14 protein-coding genes are annotated in these 16502 nt (G+C 44.4%); 10 read left to right on the top strand and 4 right to left on the bottom strand.

Going from position 1 to position 16502, the window contains the following annotated elements; translation table 11 throughout:
- Positions 1-3 precede the first annotated feature (3 nt).
- Positions 4-993 (top strand): type IX secretion system ring subunit PorN/GldN, encoded by a 990-nt coding sequence (gene porN / locus MUY27_RS11805; RefSeq protein WP_245130228.1) that lies wholly within the window; start codon positions 4-6, stop codon positions 991-993.
- A 37-nt stretch (positions 994-1030) separates the two neighbouring features.
- Here the strand turns inward: porN and uvrC are convergent, their stop codons facing one another.
- From uvrC to porW, 3 genes are all read right to left on the bottom strand, one after another.
- Positions 1031-2839: an excinuclease ABC subunit UvrC gene (gene uvrC, locus MUY27_RS11800; RefSeq protein ID WP_245130227.1), complete on the bottom strand. Its 1809-nt coding sequence runs from the start codon at positions 2837-2839 to the stop codon at positions 1031-1033.
- Positions 2840-2902: 63 nt separating this feature from the next.
- A complete protein-coding gene (locus MUY27_RS11795; RefSeq protein WP_245130226.1) occupies positions 2903-5140 on the bottom strand; it encodes a penicillin-binding protein 1A in 2238 nt (745 codons plus the stop codon).
- A 1-nt stretch (position 5141) separates the two neighbouring features.
- Positions 5142-7835, bottom strand: a complete 2694-nt coding sequence (gene porW / locus MUY27_RS11790; RefSeq protein WP_245130225.1) for a type IX secretion system periplasmic lipoprotein PorW/SprE — start codon at positions 7833-7835, stop codon at positions 5142-5144.
- Positions 7836-7957: 122 nt separating this feature from the next.
- Between porW and MUY27_RS11785 the strand changes: the two genes are divergently transcribed.
- From MUY27_RS11785 to MUY27_RS11745, 9 genes are all read left to right on the top strand, one after another.
- Positions 7958-8185: an AtpZ/AtpI family protein gene (locus MUY27_RS11785; RefSeq protein WP_245130224.1), complete on the top strand. Its 228-nt coding sequence runs from the start codon at positions 7958-7960 to the stop codon at positions 8183-8185.
- A gap of 388 nt (positions 8186-8573) precedes the next feature.
- Entirely contained in the window at positions 8574-9653 is a 1080-nt protein-coding gene (gene atpB / locus MUY27_RS11780; protein WP_245130223.1) for a F0F1 ATP synthase subunit A, read from the top strand.
- Between the two features lie 46 nt (positions 9654-9699).
- Positions 9700-9906 carry an ATP synthase F0 subunit C gene (atpE, locus tag MUY27_RS11775; protein ID WP_245130222.1) on the top strand — a complete coding sequence of 69 codons (207 nt, stop codon included), beginning with the start codon at positions 9700-9702 and terminating at the stop codon, positions 9904-9906.
- 79 nt (positions 9907-9985) lie between these two features.
- On the top strand, positions 9986-10495 hold the full coding sequence (atpF, locus tag MUY27_RS11770; protein ID WP_245130221.1) for a F0F1 ATP synthase subunit B: 510 nt from the start codon (positions 9986-9988) through the stop codon (positions 10493-10495).
- A gap of 95 nt (positions 10496-10590) precedes the next feature.
- The gene (atpH, locus tag MUY27_RS11765) at positions 10591-11127 is read left to right on the top strand and encodes an ATP synthase F1 subunit delta (protein WP_245130220.1); all 537 of its coding nucleotides are present in this window, start codon (positions 10591-10593) and stop codon (positions 11125-11127) included.
- 46 nt (positions 11128-11173) lie between these two features.
- Entirely contained in the window at positions 11174-12748 is a 1575-nt protein-coding gene (gene atpA / locus MUY27_RS11760) for a F0F1 ATP synthase subunit alpha (RefSeq protein ID WP_245130219.1), read from the top strand.
- A 79-nt stretch (positions 12749-12827) separates the two neighbouring features.
- Entirely contained in the window at positions 12828-13715 is an 888-nt protein-coding gene (gene atpG / locus MUY27_RS11755; RefSeq protein WP_245130218.1) for an ATP synthase F1 subunit gamma, read from the top strand.
- Between the two features lie 400 nt (positions 13716-14115).
- A complete protein-coding gene (locus MUY27_RS11750) occupies positions 14116-14988 on the top strand; it encodes a DUF4349 domain-containing protein (protein ID WP_245130217.1) in 873 nt (290 codons plus the stop codon).
- Positions 14989-15056: 68 nt separating this feature from the next.
- On the top strand, positions 15057-15248 hold the full coding sequence (locus tag MUY27_RS11745) for a hypothetical protein (protein ID WP_245130216.1): 192 nt from the start codon (positions 15057-15059) through the stop codon (positions 15246-15248).
- Positions 15249-15438: 190 nt separating this feature from the next.
- On the opposite strand, the gene gldB is transcribed toward MUY27_RS11745, so the two are convergent.
- On the bottom strand, positions 15439-16488 hold the full coding sequence (gene gldB, locus MUY27_RS11740) for a gliding motility lipoprotein GldB (RefSeq protein WP_245130246.1): 1050 nt from the start codon (positions 16486-16488) through the stop codon (positions 15439-15441).
- Between the last annotated feature and the right edge of the window lie 14 nt (positions 16489-16502).

Raw genomic sequence — 16502 nt, 5'->3', positions numbered from 1 at the left:
CATATGAGAAAGATTATTGTAGTTGTTTTATGCCTTTTATCAATAGGTGGTCTGGCGCAAAAACGCAGTACTAAGAAACGCGCCCCGGCTCGTAAGTCTACTTCTATCGCCAGGAAAAAGGCTGCGCCGGCTGCAGTTCAGCAAAGCACTACTATGGGAACCGTTCCGGCTGCCGATACCACTAAAAAGGTTGCTGCCAAACCATTTGAACGTCCGCTGGATGGTTATTTCAAAAAGAATAACATTATCAACGCCAGGGTTACGCCTTATGCAAACCTTCGCGAAGCTGACGTTATGTTTGCGAAACGCGTTTGGCGCGAGATTGATACCAGGGAGAAAATGAACAATTACATATCTTCTCCAAAATCTGCACTGATCAATATTCTGGTAGATGCGATCAACAACGGCGAGCTGACTGCCTATGACCCAACTCCTGGCAGTGTGGAAGATCCGCAAGGCGATTCATTTGCACATCCGCTTACTCCTGCCCAGGCAAAAGGCCGTTTGGCAGATAGCACCATGGTTGATGATATCGACAAAAATACCGGTGAGAAAATAGGTTCGCATTTAGTTGCAGGTACCTTTAACCCCGACAGCGTGATTAAGTTCCGCATTAAGGAAGACTGGGTTTTTGATAAACAACGTTCTGTATTTGAACCACGCATTATTGGTATTGCACCGATGATGAAACCAAAGATAGCAGGTGCCACCGGCGGCGCTGAACTGGATTATATCCCAGTATTCTGGGTATACTTCCCCGAAGCGCGTCAAATTCTGGCGACTAAAGAGGTGATCAGCCGTAAGAATGATGCAACCGGTTTAAGCTATGATGATATCTTTATGAAGCGTTTATTCAGCAGTTACATTGTAAAAGTATCTAACGAGAAGGACGAACGTATTAAGGATTACGCGCAGGGTATTGATAAACTGTACGAATCTGAAAAAGTAAAGAAATCACTGCTTGACTGGGAACTGAACCTGTGGCAGTACTAAGAAAAGATATTCTGAATAAGAGGATACCCCGTAAGCTTTAGCTTACCGGGGTATTTTTTTGCTGAAAATAATCAAAAATGGCCTGTGCTTGCTTCAGGTTCACTACCTCTTGCAGCTCAATCGCACTGGCTTCCCTGATCTTCTTAACCGATTTAAAGTATTTTAATAGTTTCTCTGCAGAGGTTTTACCCACACCGGGGATCAGTTCTAGCTCTGTTGCTAAAGTACTTTTATCGCGTTTCTTTCTGTGTGCGGTAATACCAAAGCGGTGCGCCTCATCCCGCAACTGCTGTATGATCTTTAAAGTTTCCGATTTTTTGTCAAGGTATAAGGGGTATTGGTCGCCGGGGTAGTAGAGTTCTTCCAGGCGCTTGGCAATACCGATTACCGTTACCTGTTTTTCGATACCTAACAGCTTCAGACTTTTAAGTGCAGAAGATAATTGCCCTTTACCACCATCTATGATGATTAACTGCGGTAGTTCCTGCCCTTCATCCAGCATGCGGCGGTAGCGGCGGTGAACAGCTTCTTCCATGGTGGCAAAGTCATTAGGGCCTTCCACCGTTTTTACGTTAAAGAAACGATAATCCTTTTTAGATGGTTTGGCATCCCTGAAAACCACAATGGCCGACACCGGATATTTACCCTGGAAGTTGGAGTTATCAAAACACTCGATGTGTTTAGGCAGCTGGTTCATCCGCAGATCTTTCATCATCTGCGTGAGCAGTCGCTCCGTCTTCACATCCGGGTTTAATTTCTCGTACTGTTCGATCTTTTCCCTTTTAAAGAACGACACATTCTTGGCAGAAAGGTCTAACAGCTTCTTCTTTTCGCCCAATTTTGGCACGGTAAACTTTATAGCGGCGTCTTCCAGTTCAATGTCAAACGGAACAATGATTTCTTTGGACTGGCTGTTATACCGTTCCCTAAATTCGGTGATGGCCAGCGTCAACAACTCTTCGTCGCTTTCATCCAGCCGTTTTTTTAGCTCAATGGTCTGCGTCTGGATGATCGTCCCGTTCATTACCTTCAGATAGTTCACAAAGGCGTATTTCTCTTCAGAGGCGATGGTAAATACATCCACATCGGTGATAGAGGAGTTCACTACGGTCGATTTGCTCTGATATTTATTCAGCAGGTCAAATTTCCGTTTCAGTTTGTGTGCCAGCTCGAAATCGAGGTTCATGGCGGCCTGTTCCATCTCTGTCTTCAGGTTACGGATTACCTGCCCGGTCTTGCCGTTCAGGATGTCCATAATCTCTTCCAGGTTATGGTTATAATCTTCCTCGGTCTGGTAGTTTTGGCAAGGGCCCTTACAGTTGCCTAACTGGTATTCCAGGCAAACCTTAAACTTACCAGCATCTATATTTTGACGCGTAAGGGCAAGGTTACAGGTGCGCAGGGGATAGGTCTCGCGGATCAGGTCCAGAATGGTGTGCATCATACTGATAGAGCCATAAGGACCAAGATACTTGGAACCATCTTTTATAATGCGGCGTGTCCAGAAAATGCGGGGAAAGTTCTCATTTTTGATGATGATCCACGGGTAAGTCTTATCATCCTTCAGCATTACATTATACCGCGGCTGATGCTTCTTGATCATGCTGTTTTCCAGGAGCCAGGCATCCACCTCGGAATCAACAATAGTGAACGTGATCTTACGGATCTTGGAAACCAGGACCCTCGTCTTGGCATTTACATTATAATCTTTAACAAAGTAAGAACCCACACGATTGCGCAGGTCTTTAGCTTTGCCAATGTATATCAGCTCGTTATCGGCGTCGTAATACTGGTATACGCCGGGTTTGTGCGGTATCTTTTTTAACTCTTCGCGGTAATCAAACATTACACCCCCTAACCCCCTAAAGGGGGAATTTCCTTTGTTAGTTTACGCTTTTTGCGTACGTACTTAAAAGCCTAACTTTTTATCAACCTCGTCTGTACCTTGCTGCTGCTGGTCGTACGAATTACAATCTAAGGTAATGGTCAGCCCGTTTTTAGGCGGTGCGAAATCTACGTTTCGTTTGTAACCTAAAGACGAATTTCCATAAACCCTTTTCATATACAACGCAAAAATAGGTAGCGCGGTGTTAGAACCTTCGCCTAAATGCAACGTGCGGAAGTGGATATCGCGGTCTTCACAACCGGTCCATACGCCGGTAACCAATTGCGGTGTAATACCTATGAACCAACCGTCTGAATTATCATTGGTGGTACCTGTTTTACCGCCGATCGGGTTGTTCAATCCATATTTATAACGTAGGCGAACGCCCGTTCCTTGTTCTACCACACCTTTTAGCATGTAGGTCATTACGTAAGCAGTCTGTTCGTTCATCGCTTGAACTACGCGCGCTTTATTCTCATATAAAACGTTGCCGTTCTTATCTTCTACCCGTAACAGGTAGGTAGGCTCTGTCCATAAACCGCGGTTGGCGAACGCAGAGTAAGCGCCGGTCATGTCATATATAGACGCATCGAAGGTACCCAAGCAGATAGAAGGATATTCCGGCACCGGGCTGGTTATCCCCATTTTTTTAATCAGGGTGACAACCGGCGTAGGGGTCACTTCTTTCATCACGTGCGCCGTGATCCAGTTTTGCGAATAAGCCAAGGCTTCACGCAGTGTGAGCATACCTGGTTTGGTATCAGAAGAGCGCGGGCACCAATCAGCGCCATAACCTTTGATGGTATCCGGAACGTTATTGACACGCATACAAGGCGAATAACCGTTATCAACAGCAACAGCATAGGTAAAAGGCTTGGCGGTTGAACCCACCTGCCGCGTACCCATACGCACCTGGTCGTATTTATAACGCTTAAAATCTATCCCGCCAACCCAGGCTTTAATATAACCTGTGGTTGGGTCCATACTCATCATGGCGTTACGCAGGGTAAATTTGCTGTAGAGAATGGAATCGATGGGCTTCATGGTGGTATCAATATCACCATGCCAGGTAAATATTTCCATCTGTGCGGGTGTATTGAAATCCTCTTTTATTTCTTCGTCCGTTTTGCCGTGCTGTTTTAATGCACGGTAACGATCTGAACGGCGCATCCCCTGATCGATCAGCAGATCATAATTCTTGATGGCTTTACGCAAGTTGAAGCCCTTCCAGTGATCTTTAAATTGTGCCTGCAACTGCTTCATGTATTCGCGTTGTGCCTCTTCGGCATATTGCTGCATGTCGTAATTGATGGTAGTGTAGATCCGTAGACCGTCGCGGTCCAGATCCCAAGGTGTACCATCAGGCTTGGTGATTGATTTCTCCTGGAAGATGCGCTGAACATCCTTCTTTAACACCGCACGGAAATAGGTAGCCAAACCTTCGGTATGGTCGGTAGGGTGGAAGTTGATACCAAGCGGTTTTGCCTTAAATTCTTCGTACTGGCCTTCAGTCAGGTATTTCTCTTCCTTCATACGGTAAAGTACAAAGTTACGGCCGGTGGTTGCATTGTCCGGATGGCGGATAGGGTTGTAAAGCGAAGGCGCGTTAACCATTCTCACCAATAGCGCAGCCTGATCTGGCGTTAGTTTATCCGGCGTGGTATGAAAATAGGTAGCTGCGGCAGAACTGATCCCAAAGGTATTATAAGCGCCAAAGTCGACGGTATTTAAGTACATCGTCAGGATTTCTTCTTTGGTATAGTTACGTTCTATGCGAACGGCAATGATCCATTCCTGCAATTTCTGGATAATACGCTTTATTGGATTGTGTGAACGCTCCTGACCCGAGAAAAGGTTCAATGCCAGCTGTTGGGTAATGGTACTGCCACCTTGTTTATGCCCGAAAATGTTATAAAAGACAATGGTAATGGTGCGGCCGAAGTCGATACCAGAATGCTGAAAGAAGCGGTTATCTTCTGTGGCCACAAGGGCGTTGATCACGTTTGGCGAGATTTGCTTGTAGGTTACGTTTGAGCGGTTCTGCACAAAATATTTACCCAACACTTGCTTATCCTCGGTAAGGACTTCAGAAGCAAGATTGCTTTTAGGGTTTTCCAAATCGCGAAACGAAGGCAATGCGCCGAATAAACCAAAGTTTACGCAAAGCAACACCAGTACAAAAAAGCTGAAACAGCCTATAACAATACCCCATAGATTACGGTTGTAGCGTTTTATTTCCTGGGGTGTAAGTTTTACGAACATATCAATAGTTTTTTTGATAAAAGTCGATATAAAGATCGAGCATTTTTTTGTCGGCTAATTTATCCAGATTTTCCTGAGTGATGATAAAAAAGCTGTATTTGTCTGCCGGTACCTTCATTATCTGCGGCATAAGCGGGATAATGGCACGCGCATAGTCTTTTACCATAGACAGGCTATGAAACATACCTACGTAGATCAGTTGATTATCCGGCCCGGCATTGGTCAGTTGATGCTTGATGCCCGCTTCGGGTGCAAAGTTAGCGCGGTTGAATTGACCGATACCAAAACGCGAAGACGACAGATTTGTTGTTCCTGTTGCTACATTCACCACAAAGTAATAACGTGAACTGTCACGCATGGAGAAAAGAGCGGACGCAGTTTTAACAGGCGCTGTAGCAGCAGGCGCAGTTTGGTTAGGCTTAGCTACTTGTGGTTTTTGTTGTACCACCACTGCTTGTTGTGTTACCGGAGTTGGTAAGAACGGCGACAGGAAATTATCATTCTCCACCAGGGCGGTGGGTCGGGCTGCAAGTTCTGCCTGGTTGGCGTTGATAAAATCGATATGTTGCGAAACCAGCGGTGCGATTAACTGATCATTTGGATATTTAATCAGGATAGCTTGCAGATCGGCCAGGAAAGGTTGCAATTTTTCCTGGTGGCCTGCCGCTAATGCCTTCAGGTAAGCAATTTGCGCTGCAAACTTGTGATCTGCGTACTGAAGCAGCAATTGATCTGCCCGGGTCACCACATCTTTATATTGTTTCTTCACATACAGCTCATATAACTGGTTGTAAAACGCATTAAACTCTGCATCCAAATCGTTCAGGTGGCGTCCATATTCGGGATCTCTGATTACCCTGGCGAAAACACTTTCTGGGTATTTCTTCAATAGCAGGTCGCGGTACTCGTCGGACTTAGCCTGACTTTTCTCGCTATACAAACGGTACAGGTTGTAGTATACAGCCGGTGTTTCCGTGTTGTCAGGGAATTTGCTGAGCAATAATTCGTAAGTCCGTATAGCCTCAGGCGAGTCTTGCAGTACATCGCGATAAAAATTCGCAATCGTGTAATAAGCATTGAATACGCGTATGTTCGATTCGGCAAGCGCTTGTGGCGTTATCGGTACAGCGCTGGTGATCTCCTGCCGGTAATTATTAGCCAACACTTCGTCGGTAGATTTCTGCTGGGTCTGCGGCAGCACACCAGGCCCGGTTTGCTGACTGGTGTTTTGGGTATTAGTAGTGATATTACTGTTTGCACGGTTGCTTCTACGCCAGTTGTCTTCCAAAAGCCGGTTACCCCAGCGGCGCTTAAAATCTGCAAAACCCTGGCTAACGGCATTGGTATTATAAAAGTAAAAGGTAGCAGAACCTGCAATGGCGGCTGTAGTCAATGAGGTAGTAGGGGTGTTAGCGTTGGTGAAAGCCGTTGGTGCAGTTGTGGCAGGATTATATTGCTGCGCAGTTACCAGTTGGTCTACCATTTCATTGATCCTTACTTTGCGGTCGGCCTCGTTCATCTTGGCCAGTTGCTGCAGGGTATCCTCGTGGCTGATAATCTTTAGTTGCTGTGCTAAGGTTTGCAGATTATTTGCCTTTAGCTGTATGGTTCGGTAACCGGGGTAATTAGGCAGTAAAACAGTTAGCGTACTATCGTACCATTTCTTCGCTTCGATATAATCACCCTTATTTTTAAAGCTGATATCTGCCAGGCGAAGGTAGGAAAGACCTTTCTGATTTTGGTTTTTGGTGCTGTACTTAGTTGACAGGCGATAGTTTTTAATGGCTTCGTTAATTTTATTTTCAGCCATGTACAATTCACCGATCTGGTAATAGATCTGGTCGGTAAAGTCCAGGTTGTTCTGGTTGCGCAGTAAACTCTTCAGTCGGTCTATCCGGCTCAGATGCTTTCCGCTCTGGTCTTCCTCGATGCGGATACGGTTCAGCTGTGCGTTAAACGCCATCTCGAACGCGGCATTACTGCCCGCTATTTTATTATAATTGGTAATTGCTTCCCTTGGCTTATGATTTTGTTCCTGAACCTGGGCTAAAATAAAGGTTACCCTGCGGCGCAGCTGGGCGTTATCCGCGGTGCGGATCACCTCTTTTGCCATCTGTTCGGCTTCGTCATAATTGGCTACATCCAGATCATATTGTAACCGCGCGGCATACACCTCCACTTCGTTCTTTTTCTTTTTGGTCTGTTGCAGGATGATCAGGGCGGTGTCTGAAACAACTTTTGCTTCATCGCGCTTGTTCAGGTTTAACAATGTGCGTACCTGAAGCGCTCTTGCGTGCTGAACCAGTTGCGCGTTTTTCGGGAAACTATGCACCACATAATTGCAATATTCATTAGCGTTGAAATAGCTGCCGTATAAATAACTCGCGCGCGCAAGCAGAAGATAAGCGTCGCCGATATAATGGCTTTGTTCTTTGATGTTGATAATGGTATTAGCACGGCTGATGATGCCGTCTAACTCTTTATCGATGGTCTGTGCGCCCCTGGCTGTGGTATCCTGGTATACGCGTAGCATACTGTTATAGTTATCTATAAAGCCGGCTGCGTAGATCTCTTCCTTCTGTCTTAACAGATCATTCGCATTGAAGATGATGTTGTAATGGGCGGTAAGGTTCTGTAACTGCCTGTTCACAAAGCTTTTGTTCTCGAGCGAGCAGGCTGTTAACAAGCCGATCATGAGCAGTAATACTTGTATCTGATTTTGTAAAGTGGTGGAAGTACGCCTCAAAGCCAATGCGATGTTTATAAAAGACTTGCTAATTTACTAAATACTAAACAACAGGATGAATATTTTTGTGCATGGCCGAACCCAAAAAAGATAACGGAACCGATAACAAACCCGTCAACAATTATATTAAATATAGTGGCATCGCTTTCCAGATGTTTGCCATTATAGGGGTAATGACGTTTATTGGTTATAAGATAGACCAGTACCAGAAGCATGACACGGCCTGGGTAACAGCGATGCTTTCGCTTACCGGTGTTTTTATATCTTTGTACCTTGTCATCAAATCATTAAAAGATTGACCCGGTTTTTACTAACACTTTTCATCGCCAGCCTCCTTATCGCCGCTTTGCCTGCCATTGCTGCCTTTTACCGCCCCGACTTATTGATCGCCGGGTTCTGGCCGATATTTCTATTCTTCTTCGGGATCACTTTTATTGTTTGCATAAGCGTAATCATCGGTCAACAAAAAGACGCTAAATTAGGCGTGCAGGTGTTTATGGGTGCTACTACCATTAAGCTTTTAGCATGCATGACTTTTGCCCTTGTTTATATTAAAAAAATGCCCCTGAACGGCCCGCTTTTCATACTCAATTTTTTTTATCTGTATTTATGCTTTACAGCCTTTGAAATATATACACTATTGAGTAACTTGCGCGTCCAAAATAAAAAGTAAAAATCTTTTAATAGATGGATTTTAGCCACATTTTGAACTCAAAAAAACTTGCTTTCAGCGTTATTTTAAGCGTTTTTCTATCAGTATTTGCTTGTAAAAGTTTCGCTATACAAAGCGAGAAAGCGGGTGTAGAAGAAAAAAATGCCAAAGAAGAGGCTTTTAATCCAACCACTGCCATTCTGGAGCACATTGCTGACTCTCATTACTGGCATGTAGGCGGCGAAGTGTCTTTCCCGCTACCGGTAATCCTTTACACCGATAAGGGTATCGAGAACTTCTCGGGTGCCGCATTCGAGCACGGTGCGAAACCGTACCAGGGTAAGTATTATACTTACAAACTGGTGGATGACAAGATCCGCGTGGTGGGTGCCAATGGAGAAGTAGATAAAGAGACTTCGAAAAAGATCTACGACTTCTCTATTACCAAAAACGTAATCGCAATGTGGATTGCTGGGTTGCTGCTGCTGATCATCTTCCTCAGTGTAGCTTCTACCTACAAGAAACGTACAGGTAAAGCGCCTAAAGGTTTCCAATCTTTAATAGAACCGGTGATCCTTTTCGTTCGTGACGAAATTGCCCGCCCGAATATTGGTTACAAGTACAGCAAGTATATGCCCGTGCTGTTAACCATCTTCTTCTTTATCTGGATCAACAACCTGTTGGGCCTGATCCCGATCTTCCCGGGAGGTGCTAACGTAACCGGTAACATCCTGTTCACTTTTGTGCTGGCAACTATCGTTTTGTTGGTGGTAAACTTCAGCGCGAACAAATACTACTGGAAACACATCTTTTTACCAGACGTGCCGCTGTGGTTATACCCTATCATGATCCCTGTGGAGTTGATTGGTATTATCTCTCGTCCGTTCGCGTTGATGATTCGTTTGTATGCGAACATCTCTGCAGGCCACATCATCGTATTAAGCTTAATATCTTTAATATTCATATTTAAATCACTGCTGATTGCGCCGGTATCTGTTGCCTTCGTATTATTTATGGATGTGTTGGAGTTGCTGGTGGCGTTTCTGCAGGCGTTTATCTTTACTATGCTTACCGCTTTGTTTATCGGTACAGCGGTAGAAGAACACCATCATTAATTTGCAAATAATTATACACTATATTTAACTTTTAAAAATTACAAACATGACTGGAAGTATTGCTGCATTAGGTGCAGGTTTAGCGGTTATCGGTGCAGGTATCGGTATCGGTCAGGTAGGTGGCAAAGCCATGGAAGGTATTGCTCGTCAGCCTGAAGCTTCTTCAAAAATTCAAACTGCCATGATCATCGCTGCAGCGCTTGTAGAAGGTGTTGCTCTTTTCGGTGTGGTAGTAGCATTGTTAGGCAAGTAATTGCCGCTAAAAGCAGAGCTTGCAGCGGTTGGCGGCAGGCTTTGCTTTATTAAAAGTTATTTAAAGATTTTATAAGATAATGGGAGAGTTATTCGAAAACTTATTAAATGATCATTTAGGCTTTGTGGTTTGGGCGCTGGTTGCCTTTGTCATTTTGCTGGTTCTGCTTGGTAAATTTGCCTGGAAACCAATTATGGCTGCCATTACCGAGCGCGAGCGTTCTATCGAAGATGCTTTGCTGAAAGCAGAAGCAGCTAAAGAAGAAATGGCTCGTTTAACTAATGAGAATGAGCAGTTGCTGAAACAGGCACGTGCAGAGCGCGACCTGATCTTGAAAGAGGCACGCCAGATGAAAGACCAGATCATTAACGAGGCTAAAGAAGCTGCACAAGCAGAAGGCGCCCGTATGATCGAGAAAGCAAGCATCGAGATCAACAACCAGAAAGCAATTGCACTGGCAAGCGTAAAAGAGCAGGTTGCTAGCCTTTCAATCGAGATTGCAGAGAAAGTGCTGCAAAAGCAATTAGAAAATAAAACACAACAGGACGCACTTGTTGCCGACCTGCTGAAAGAAGTTAAAATAGGATAATACCGATTTCGAATGTCGGATTTGGGATTTCGAAATCAAGTCCCGCTTGAAATATTCGAAATTGAACATTCGAAATTCGAATTTTAAAAGAAGATATGTCTGAAACAACAGTTGCTGTCAGGTACGCTAAATCACTGATCGACCTTGCCCAGGAGCAAAATAACCTGGAAGGTGTGAAGGCTGATATGGCTTTTTTCGTACAAACACTTAGAGCAAATCCAGAGCTGCAGGCCGTATTACGTAACCCGATTATCGCTCATGATAAGAAGGTGAAAATACTGGAAGCTATCTTTGGTGGTAAGGTAACCCAGGCAACTATTGCGTTCTTTAAGATCATGGTGAACAAAAGCCGTGCTGAGATTTTGTATCCTACAGCATTGGAGTTTGTGAACCAGTACGATGTTAAAAAGAACATTACCAATGCCACTGTAGTATCTGCGTCGCCGCTTTCTGAAGCAAACCGCGCAGCTGTTATGGCAGAGGTGAAAAGAGTAAGCGGGGGCGAAGTTATCCTGAACGAAAAGGTAGATCCGGCGCTGATCGGCGGGTTTATTTTAACCGTTGGCGATAAACAGGTCGATACCAGTGTTTCCGGCAGCTTAAAGAAGTTGAAAAAAGATTTTGCCGCATAGGCAGTTTAATAATTAAAGTATAAGCAAACGCTAAAAAATAAATCAAATGGCAGAAGTTAGACCAGACGAAGTATCAGCGATTCTGCGCCAGCAGTTAGCCGGCTTCAAGTCTGAAACTGAATTAGAAGAAGTGGGTACCGTGCTGCAGGTAGGCGACGGTATTGCACGCGTTTACGGATTAACTCAGGTACAATCAGGCGAGCTGGTTGAGTTTGAAAACGGTCTGCAAGGTATCGTACTGAACCTTGAAGAAGACAACGTTGGTGTGGTATTGTTAGGCCCTTACGATGAAGTTAAGGAAGGTGATACGATTAAACGTACCAAGAAAATTGCCTCTATTAAAGTAGGTGATGGTATGCTTGGCCGTGTGGTAAACACTTTGGGCGAGCCTATTGATGGTAAAGGCCCTATTGCCGGTACTACTTACGAAATGCCAATCGAGCGTAAAGCTCCGGGTGTAATCTACCGTCAGCCGGTAAATGAGCCATTACAAACCGGTATCAAAGCGATCGACGCGATGATCCCAATCGGCCGTGGCCAGCGCGAGCTGGTGATCGGCGACCGTCAGGTTGGTAAAACTGCGGTTTGTATCGATACTATTATCAATCAAAAAGAATTCCACGAAGCCGGTAAATCGGTTATCTGTATATATGTTGCCTGCGGTCAGAAAGCTTCTACCGTAGCTAACATCGTTCGCACACTGGAAGAAAAAGGTGCTATGCCTTATTCTATCGTTGTTGCGGCAAACGCATCAGACCCTGCTCCAATGCAGTTCTTCGCACCATTTGCAGGTGCTGCTATTGGTGAGTACTTCCGCGATACCGGTCGCCCTGCACTGATTGTTTATGATGATTTATCTAAACAAGCTGTTGCTTACCGCGAAGTGTCATTGTTACTTCGTCGTCCACCGGGCCGCGAAGCTTACCCTGGTGACGTATTCTATCTGCACAGCCGTTTGTTAGAGCGTGCTGCTAAGGTTAACGCGAATGACGATATCGCAAGACAAATGAACGATCTTCCTGAATCAATCCGTCCGATTGTAAAAGGTGGTGGTTCATTAACTGCACTTCCGATCATCGAAACTCAGGCTGGTGACGTTTCTGCTTATATCCCTACCAACGTAATCTCGATTACAGACGGTCAGATCTTCCTGGAATCGAACCTGTTTAACGCGGGTATCCGTCCGGCGATCAACGTTGGTATCTCTGTATCACGTGTAGGTGGTAGCGCGCAGATCAAATCAATGAAGAAAGTTGCCGGTACCTTAAAGCTGGATCAGGCGCAATACCGCGAGTTAGAGGCTTTCTCTAAATTCGGTGGCGACCTTGACCCTGCTACCCGCAGCGTAATTGATAAAGGTGCACGTAACGTTGAGATCCTGAAACAAGGTCAGTATTCACCGGTAACTGTAGAGAAGCAAGTAGCGATCATCTACGCAGGTACTAAGAACCTGATGCGTAACGTACCTGTAAATAAAATTAAAGAGTTCGAAGCAGAGTACACCAGCCAACTGGAACTTCGTCATCCTGAAGTTTTAGCTGCCCTAAAAGCAGGTAAATTTGATGACGATATTACCAAAGTACTGGAAACTGTAGCTAAGGAACTGGCAGGAAAATATTAATCAGTTGCGTGTTTTGAGTTGCGAGTTGCGGGTAAATAAACTCGATACTCGTAACTCATCACTGGAAACTAAAAGATAAATGGCGAATTTAAAGGAAGTAAGAAATCGTATTGCATCTGTAAACTCTACACAGCAGATCACAAAAGCCATGAAAATGGTTTCTGCTGCTAAGTTGAAGCGTGCAACCAATGCTATTGTACAGCTGCGCCCGTATGCTACCAAGCTGAAGGAAATGCTGGCTAACCTTTCTGCAAGCCTTGAGGAGGGTTCATCTCCGTACTTGCAGGAACGCGAGCCCGTACGTGTACTAATCGTGGTGGTTACCTCTAACCGGGGCTTAGCGGGTGCATTTAATGCCAATGCTATAAAAGCTACTAACCTGTTAATTTCAGAAAAGTATGCTGCGCAGCACCGTGCCGGTAATGTTTCTATTGTAGCTATTGGTAAAAAAGCGCAGGAGTATTACGAGAAACGCCGCTTTAACGTAATCGGGAATAATAACGAGGTTTATAGCGATCTGAACTTTACGACTGTTTCTAAGGTTACCGAAAGCATTATGCAAGGTTTCGTGAATGGTGATTATGACCGCGTAGAGTTAGTATATAACCACTTCCGTAATGCCGCTGTTCAGATCCTGACCACCGAACAATTGCTTCCGGTTCCTAAAACTGAAACTAAAGAGCAGGTAAAAGCTGCTTCGCAGGTGGATTATATTCTGGAGCCTTCGCAGGAAGCCATTGTAGAGCAGCTGATTCCTAAGAATATCAAAATTCAGCTATACCGTGCCGTTCTGGATTCACATGCTTCTGAACATGGTGCACGTATGACGGCTATGGATAAAGCAACAGATAACGCAGGCGAGTTATTACGTAACCTGAAACTGTCTTACAACCAGGCACGCCAGGCTGCAATTACCACCGAGCTTACCGAGATTGTGAGCGGTGCTGCTGCCCTGTCCAACGGATAAATAAATCCCACCCCGTTGGGAGGATTCGAAAATATTGAAAGCCGCTTTAGTAATAAAGCGGCTTTTTCTGTAAATATGCCAACGACTTTGTTGTCATTCAGAGCGTAGCGAAGAATCTGTTAACTTTAATTTTAAATACTAAATGATTACTTCAAAAAGCAGTGATACCCCGAATTGATAATTGACGTGCAGATGCTTCGCTGCGCTCTGCATGACAAAATAGATTATTTATTATTTAGTCGAGTATCCCGTTGTCTATCTGGACGCGGCAATGCCAACTCTCTTTCCAAAGCCGTCACCCACTTGTAGCGGGTGCCCAACGTAAGTAACATTCTCATCACAATAGGTTACTTCTTTCCTTTCAGGCGGATTAATACTAAAACCATTAATCCTGATCATTATGAAAACCAGACAATTATTAGCCATTGCAGCAAGCCTATTGCTGCTGGGCGCTTGTAAAGGAAAGTACGAACCAATCAATAATGACAACGATCATCTCGCCAGTTCTGCGGACAGCGCAGCATCGTCCGCTACCGAACCTAAACTGGTCAAGACCGCGTCAATTAACTTTAAGGTGAGAAATGTGGAGCAAACCAGTATGCAGTTAACCGCGCTTACCACCTTGTACCAGGGGATGGTGATGCATCATCATGTAAGTTCAAGTATAGAGAACACCAGAGATACGCGTGTAAGCAACGATTCGGTGATGCGTGTCTCTGCTATCCGGACGGTCGCGGAATTGGAGGTTAAAGTTCCTTCAGTAAAACTAAACCAGTTTATGGATGAAGTGAGTAAGATGGGGTTATACGTCGCCGAACGAAAAATGGATATTGATGATAAATCGTTGGATTACTTGGCTGCCCAGATGAAGTTGAATAGCCGTAATCAGATCATTAGCCAGCAAAAGAAAGGGCGAATCGTGATTAGAGACCCTGGTGCAGTAGTGAATTTGAAAGATGATATGATCGATCAGCAGATCACCAATATGAAAATCGACGAAGCTGTAAAGTATAGTATTGTAGATTTAAGCTTTTACCAAAGCAATCATATTAATAAGGAAATCATCGCGAATGACGATCCTGCTAACTATACATCGCCATTTTTTACACGCCTTAAAGTTGCGTTTAGTAACGGTTTTATGATCTTTCAATCCGTTGTGCTAGCTATTGCTAATTTATGGCTGCTGATCGTCTGCGCTTTTGCGCTATACTTCGGTATCGCTTACTACCGGAAAAGAAAACGAACAGCTACACTTAACACGGCGAATATTTAAAATGAAATTGTGCTATTAGTTTCGGTAAACATTTTTATTTTTGTCACGAAATTTAATTTTTAAAAGAAATGAGTTCAATACAAGAGGCAAATTCAGAAAAGCATTACATTTTTTTAGCTGTAGCTATATTCTTAGGCTTGGTTGGTGTATATCTGCGTTTTGCCGGTGATGAGCCTTATTGGTCTTGGGCCGCAAACGTGATCCTGGTGATTGCCATTATCATTGCCCTGTACAAGTCAGTATTTAAGATGCTGCAATAATTTGCCTTCAACTTTTTATATAACAAGGCCATAGCGTAAGCTGTGGCTTTTGTGTTTAATGGGTTTAGCGTTTAGGGCCAAGCGCTTAGCGTGAGGTGGAAGAAAATATTTTGTACGCTTTTCGTTGGGTTATCTCACTAACCACAAGCTTTAAATATTCGAAATTGTAAATTCGAAATCCGAAATTCGATCACTCTTCCCCCTGCTTCGGGTGGTATTTAGAATCGTTCAGTATCTTCTGCGCATCCGTCATGCCCAATAACTGTGGCAGGGTTACATCCGGGTGTTTCTCCATGTATTGACGGACGATCTGCCATCCGGTCCAAACCCCCAATTTTGGTGCAGATTCGTTTTTCTCGCCCAGTCCAGGCGTAAAAGGTGCGTCGGTTAAGTACTGCTGTATTTTCTGATAGTCGGTTTCGTACAGTAAGTTTTCTTCAAGAAAGTAACCCCAAATCTGCGATTTAAAGGTTTTGCACCACTTCATCTGCGGCTCTGTGTAGCGGATCTTTACACTGTCCGGAACATCAGGCAATAGCAGGTCCATGGCGTACATAATCTTACCATTATAGATCATTTTTTGCAGCAGGCTTTTATCGGCATCGCGTTCGGGATACATGTCTTCGCGGAGCATGGCCTCTACCACGCGCGGGGTGATATTCTGCGGGGTAAAGTGGTGCGATATATAGCGCGGAAAGCTTTCGATCAGCGCCGGATAAAACTTTGATTTTGCTCCGAGGAACAGATCGAGCCCAATACCTACGTAACCATTCCCTATAGCCGTCTGGGTTTGAAACCCTGAAAAGTAGGCGTAAACCTTTGGTAGTTGCTTTTTGTGGAAGTAATATTCGATACGCCGGAAAGCATCTGTCAATTCCTCGTTTTGCTTATCCAGGTTAGGGTAAACCGAGTCTACCTCGTGTTTTAGATCAAGGTAGGCTTTATTGCCGAATACCTTACGTAGCGTAGCAAAGTAAGCGGTATCTCGCGTGCTGCCTGCCGGTAATATCCTTTCGATGAAATCCTGGTAAAACACGCCGTATTTCTTTTGTAATTCAATAGCAAGCACCGGCATGTTACCTGTCCGCATACGGTCGAAATCATGGTCGAAACGCTCGACTGTTACGGTTACCGGAATGTTGCTTACATCTACTTTTCCTTTACGATTACAGGCCGTTAAGATTATTAAACCTATGAAAATTAGGTAAATTTGCGTTGATTTGCTCAGGGTAGGTGTCATCATTATCCTTTGAA

The sequence above is a fragment of the Mucilaginibacter straminoryzae genome, from assembly GCF_022953055.1.
Taxonomy (GTDB): domain Bacteria; phylum Bacteroidota; class Bacteroidia; order Sphingobacteriales; family Sphingobacteriaceae; genus Mucilaginibacter; species Mucilaginibacter straminoryzae.
This window is presented reverse-complemented; position numbering and strand designations above follow the sequence as displayed.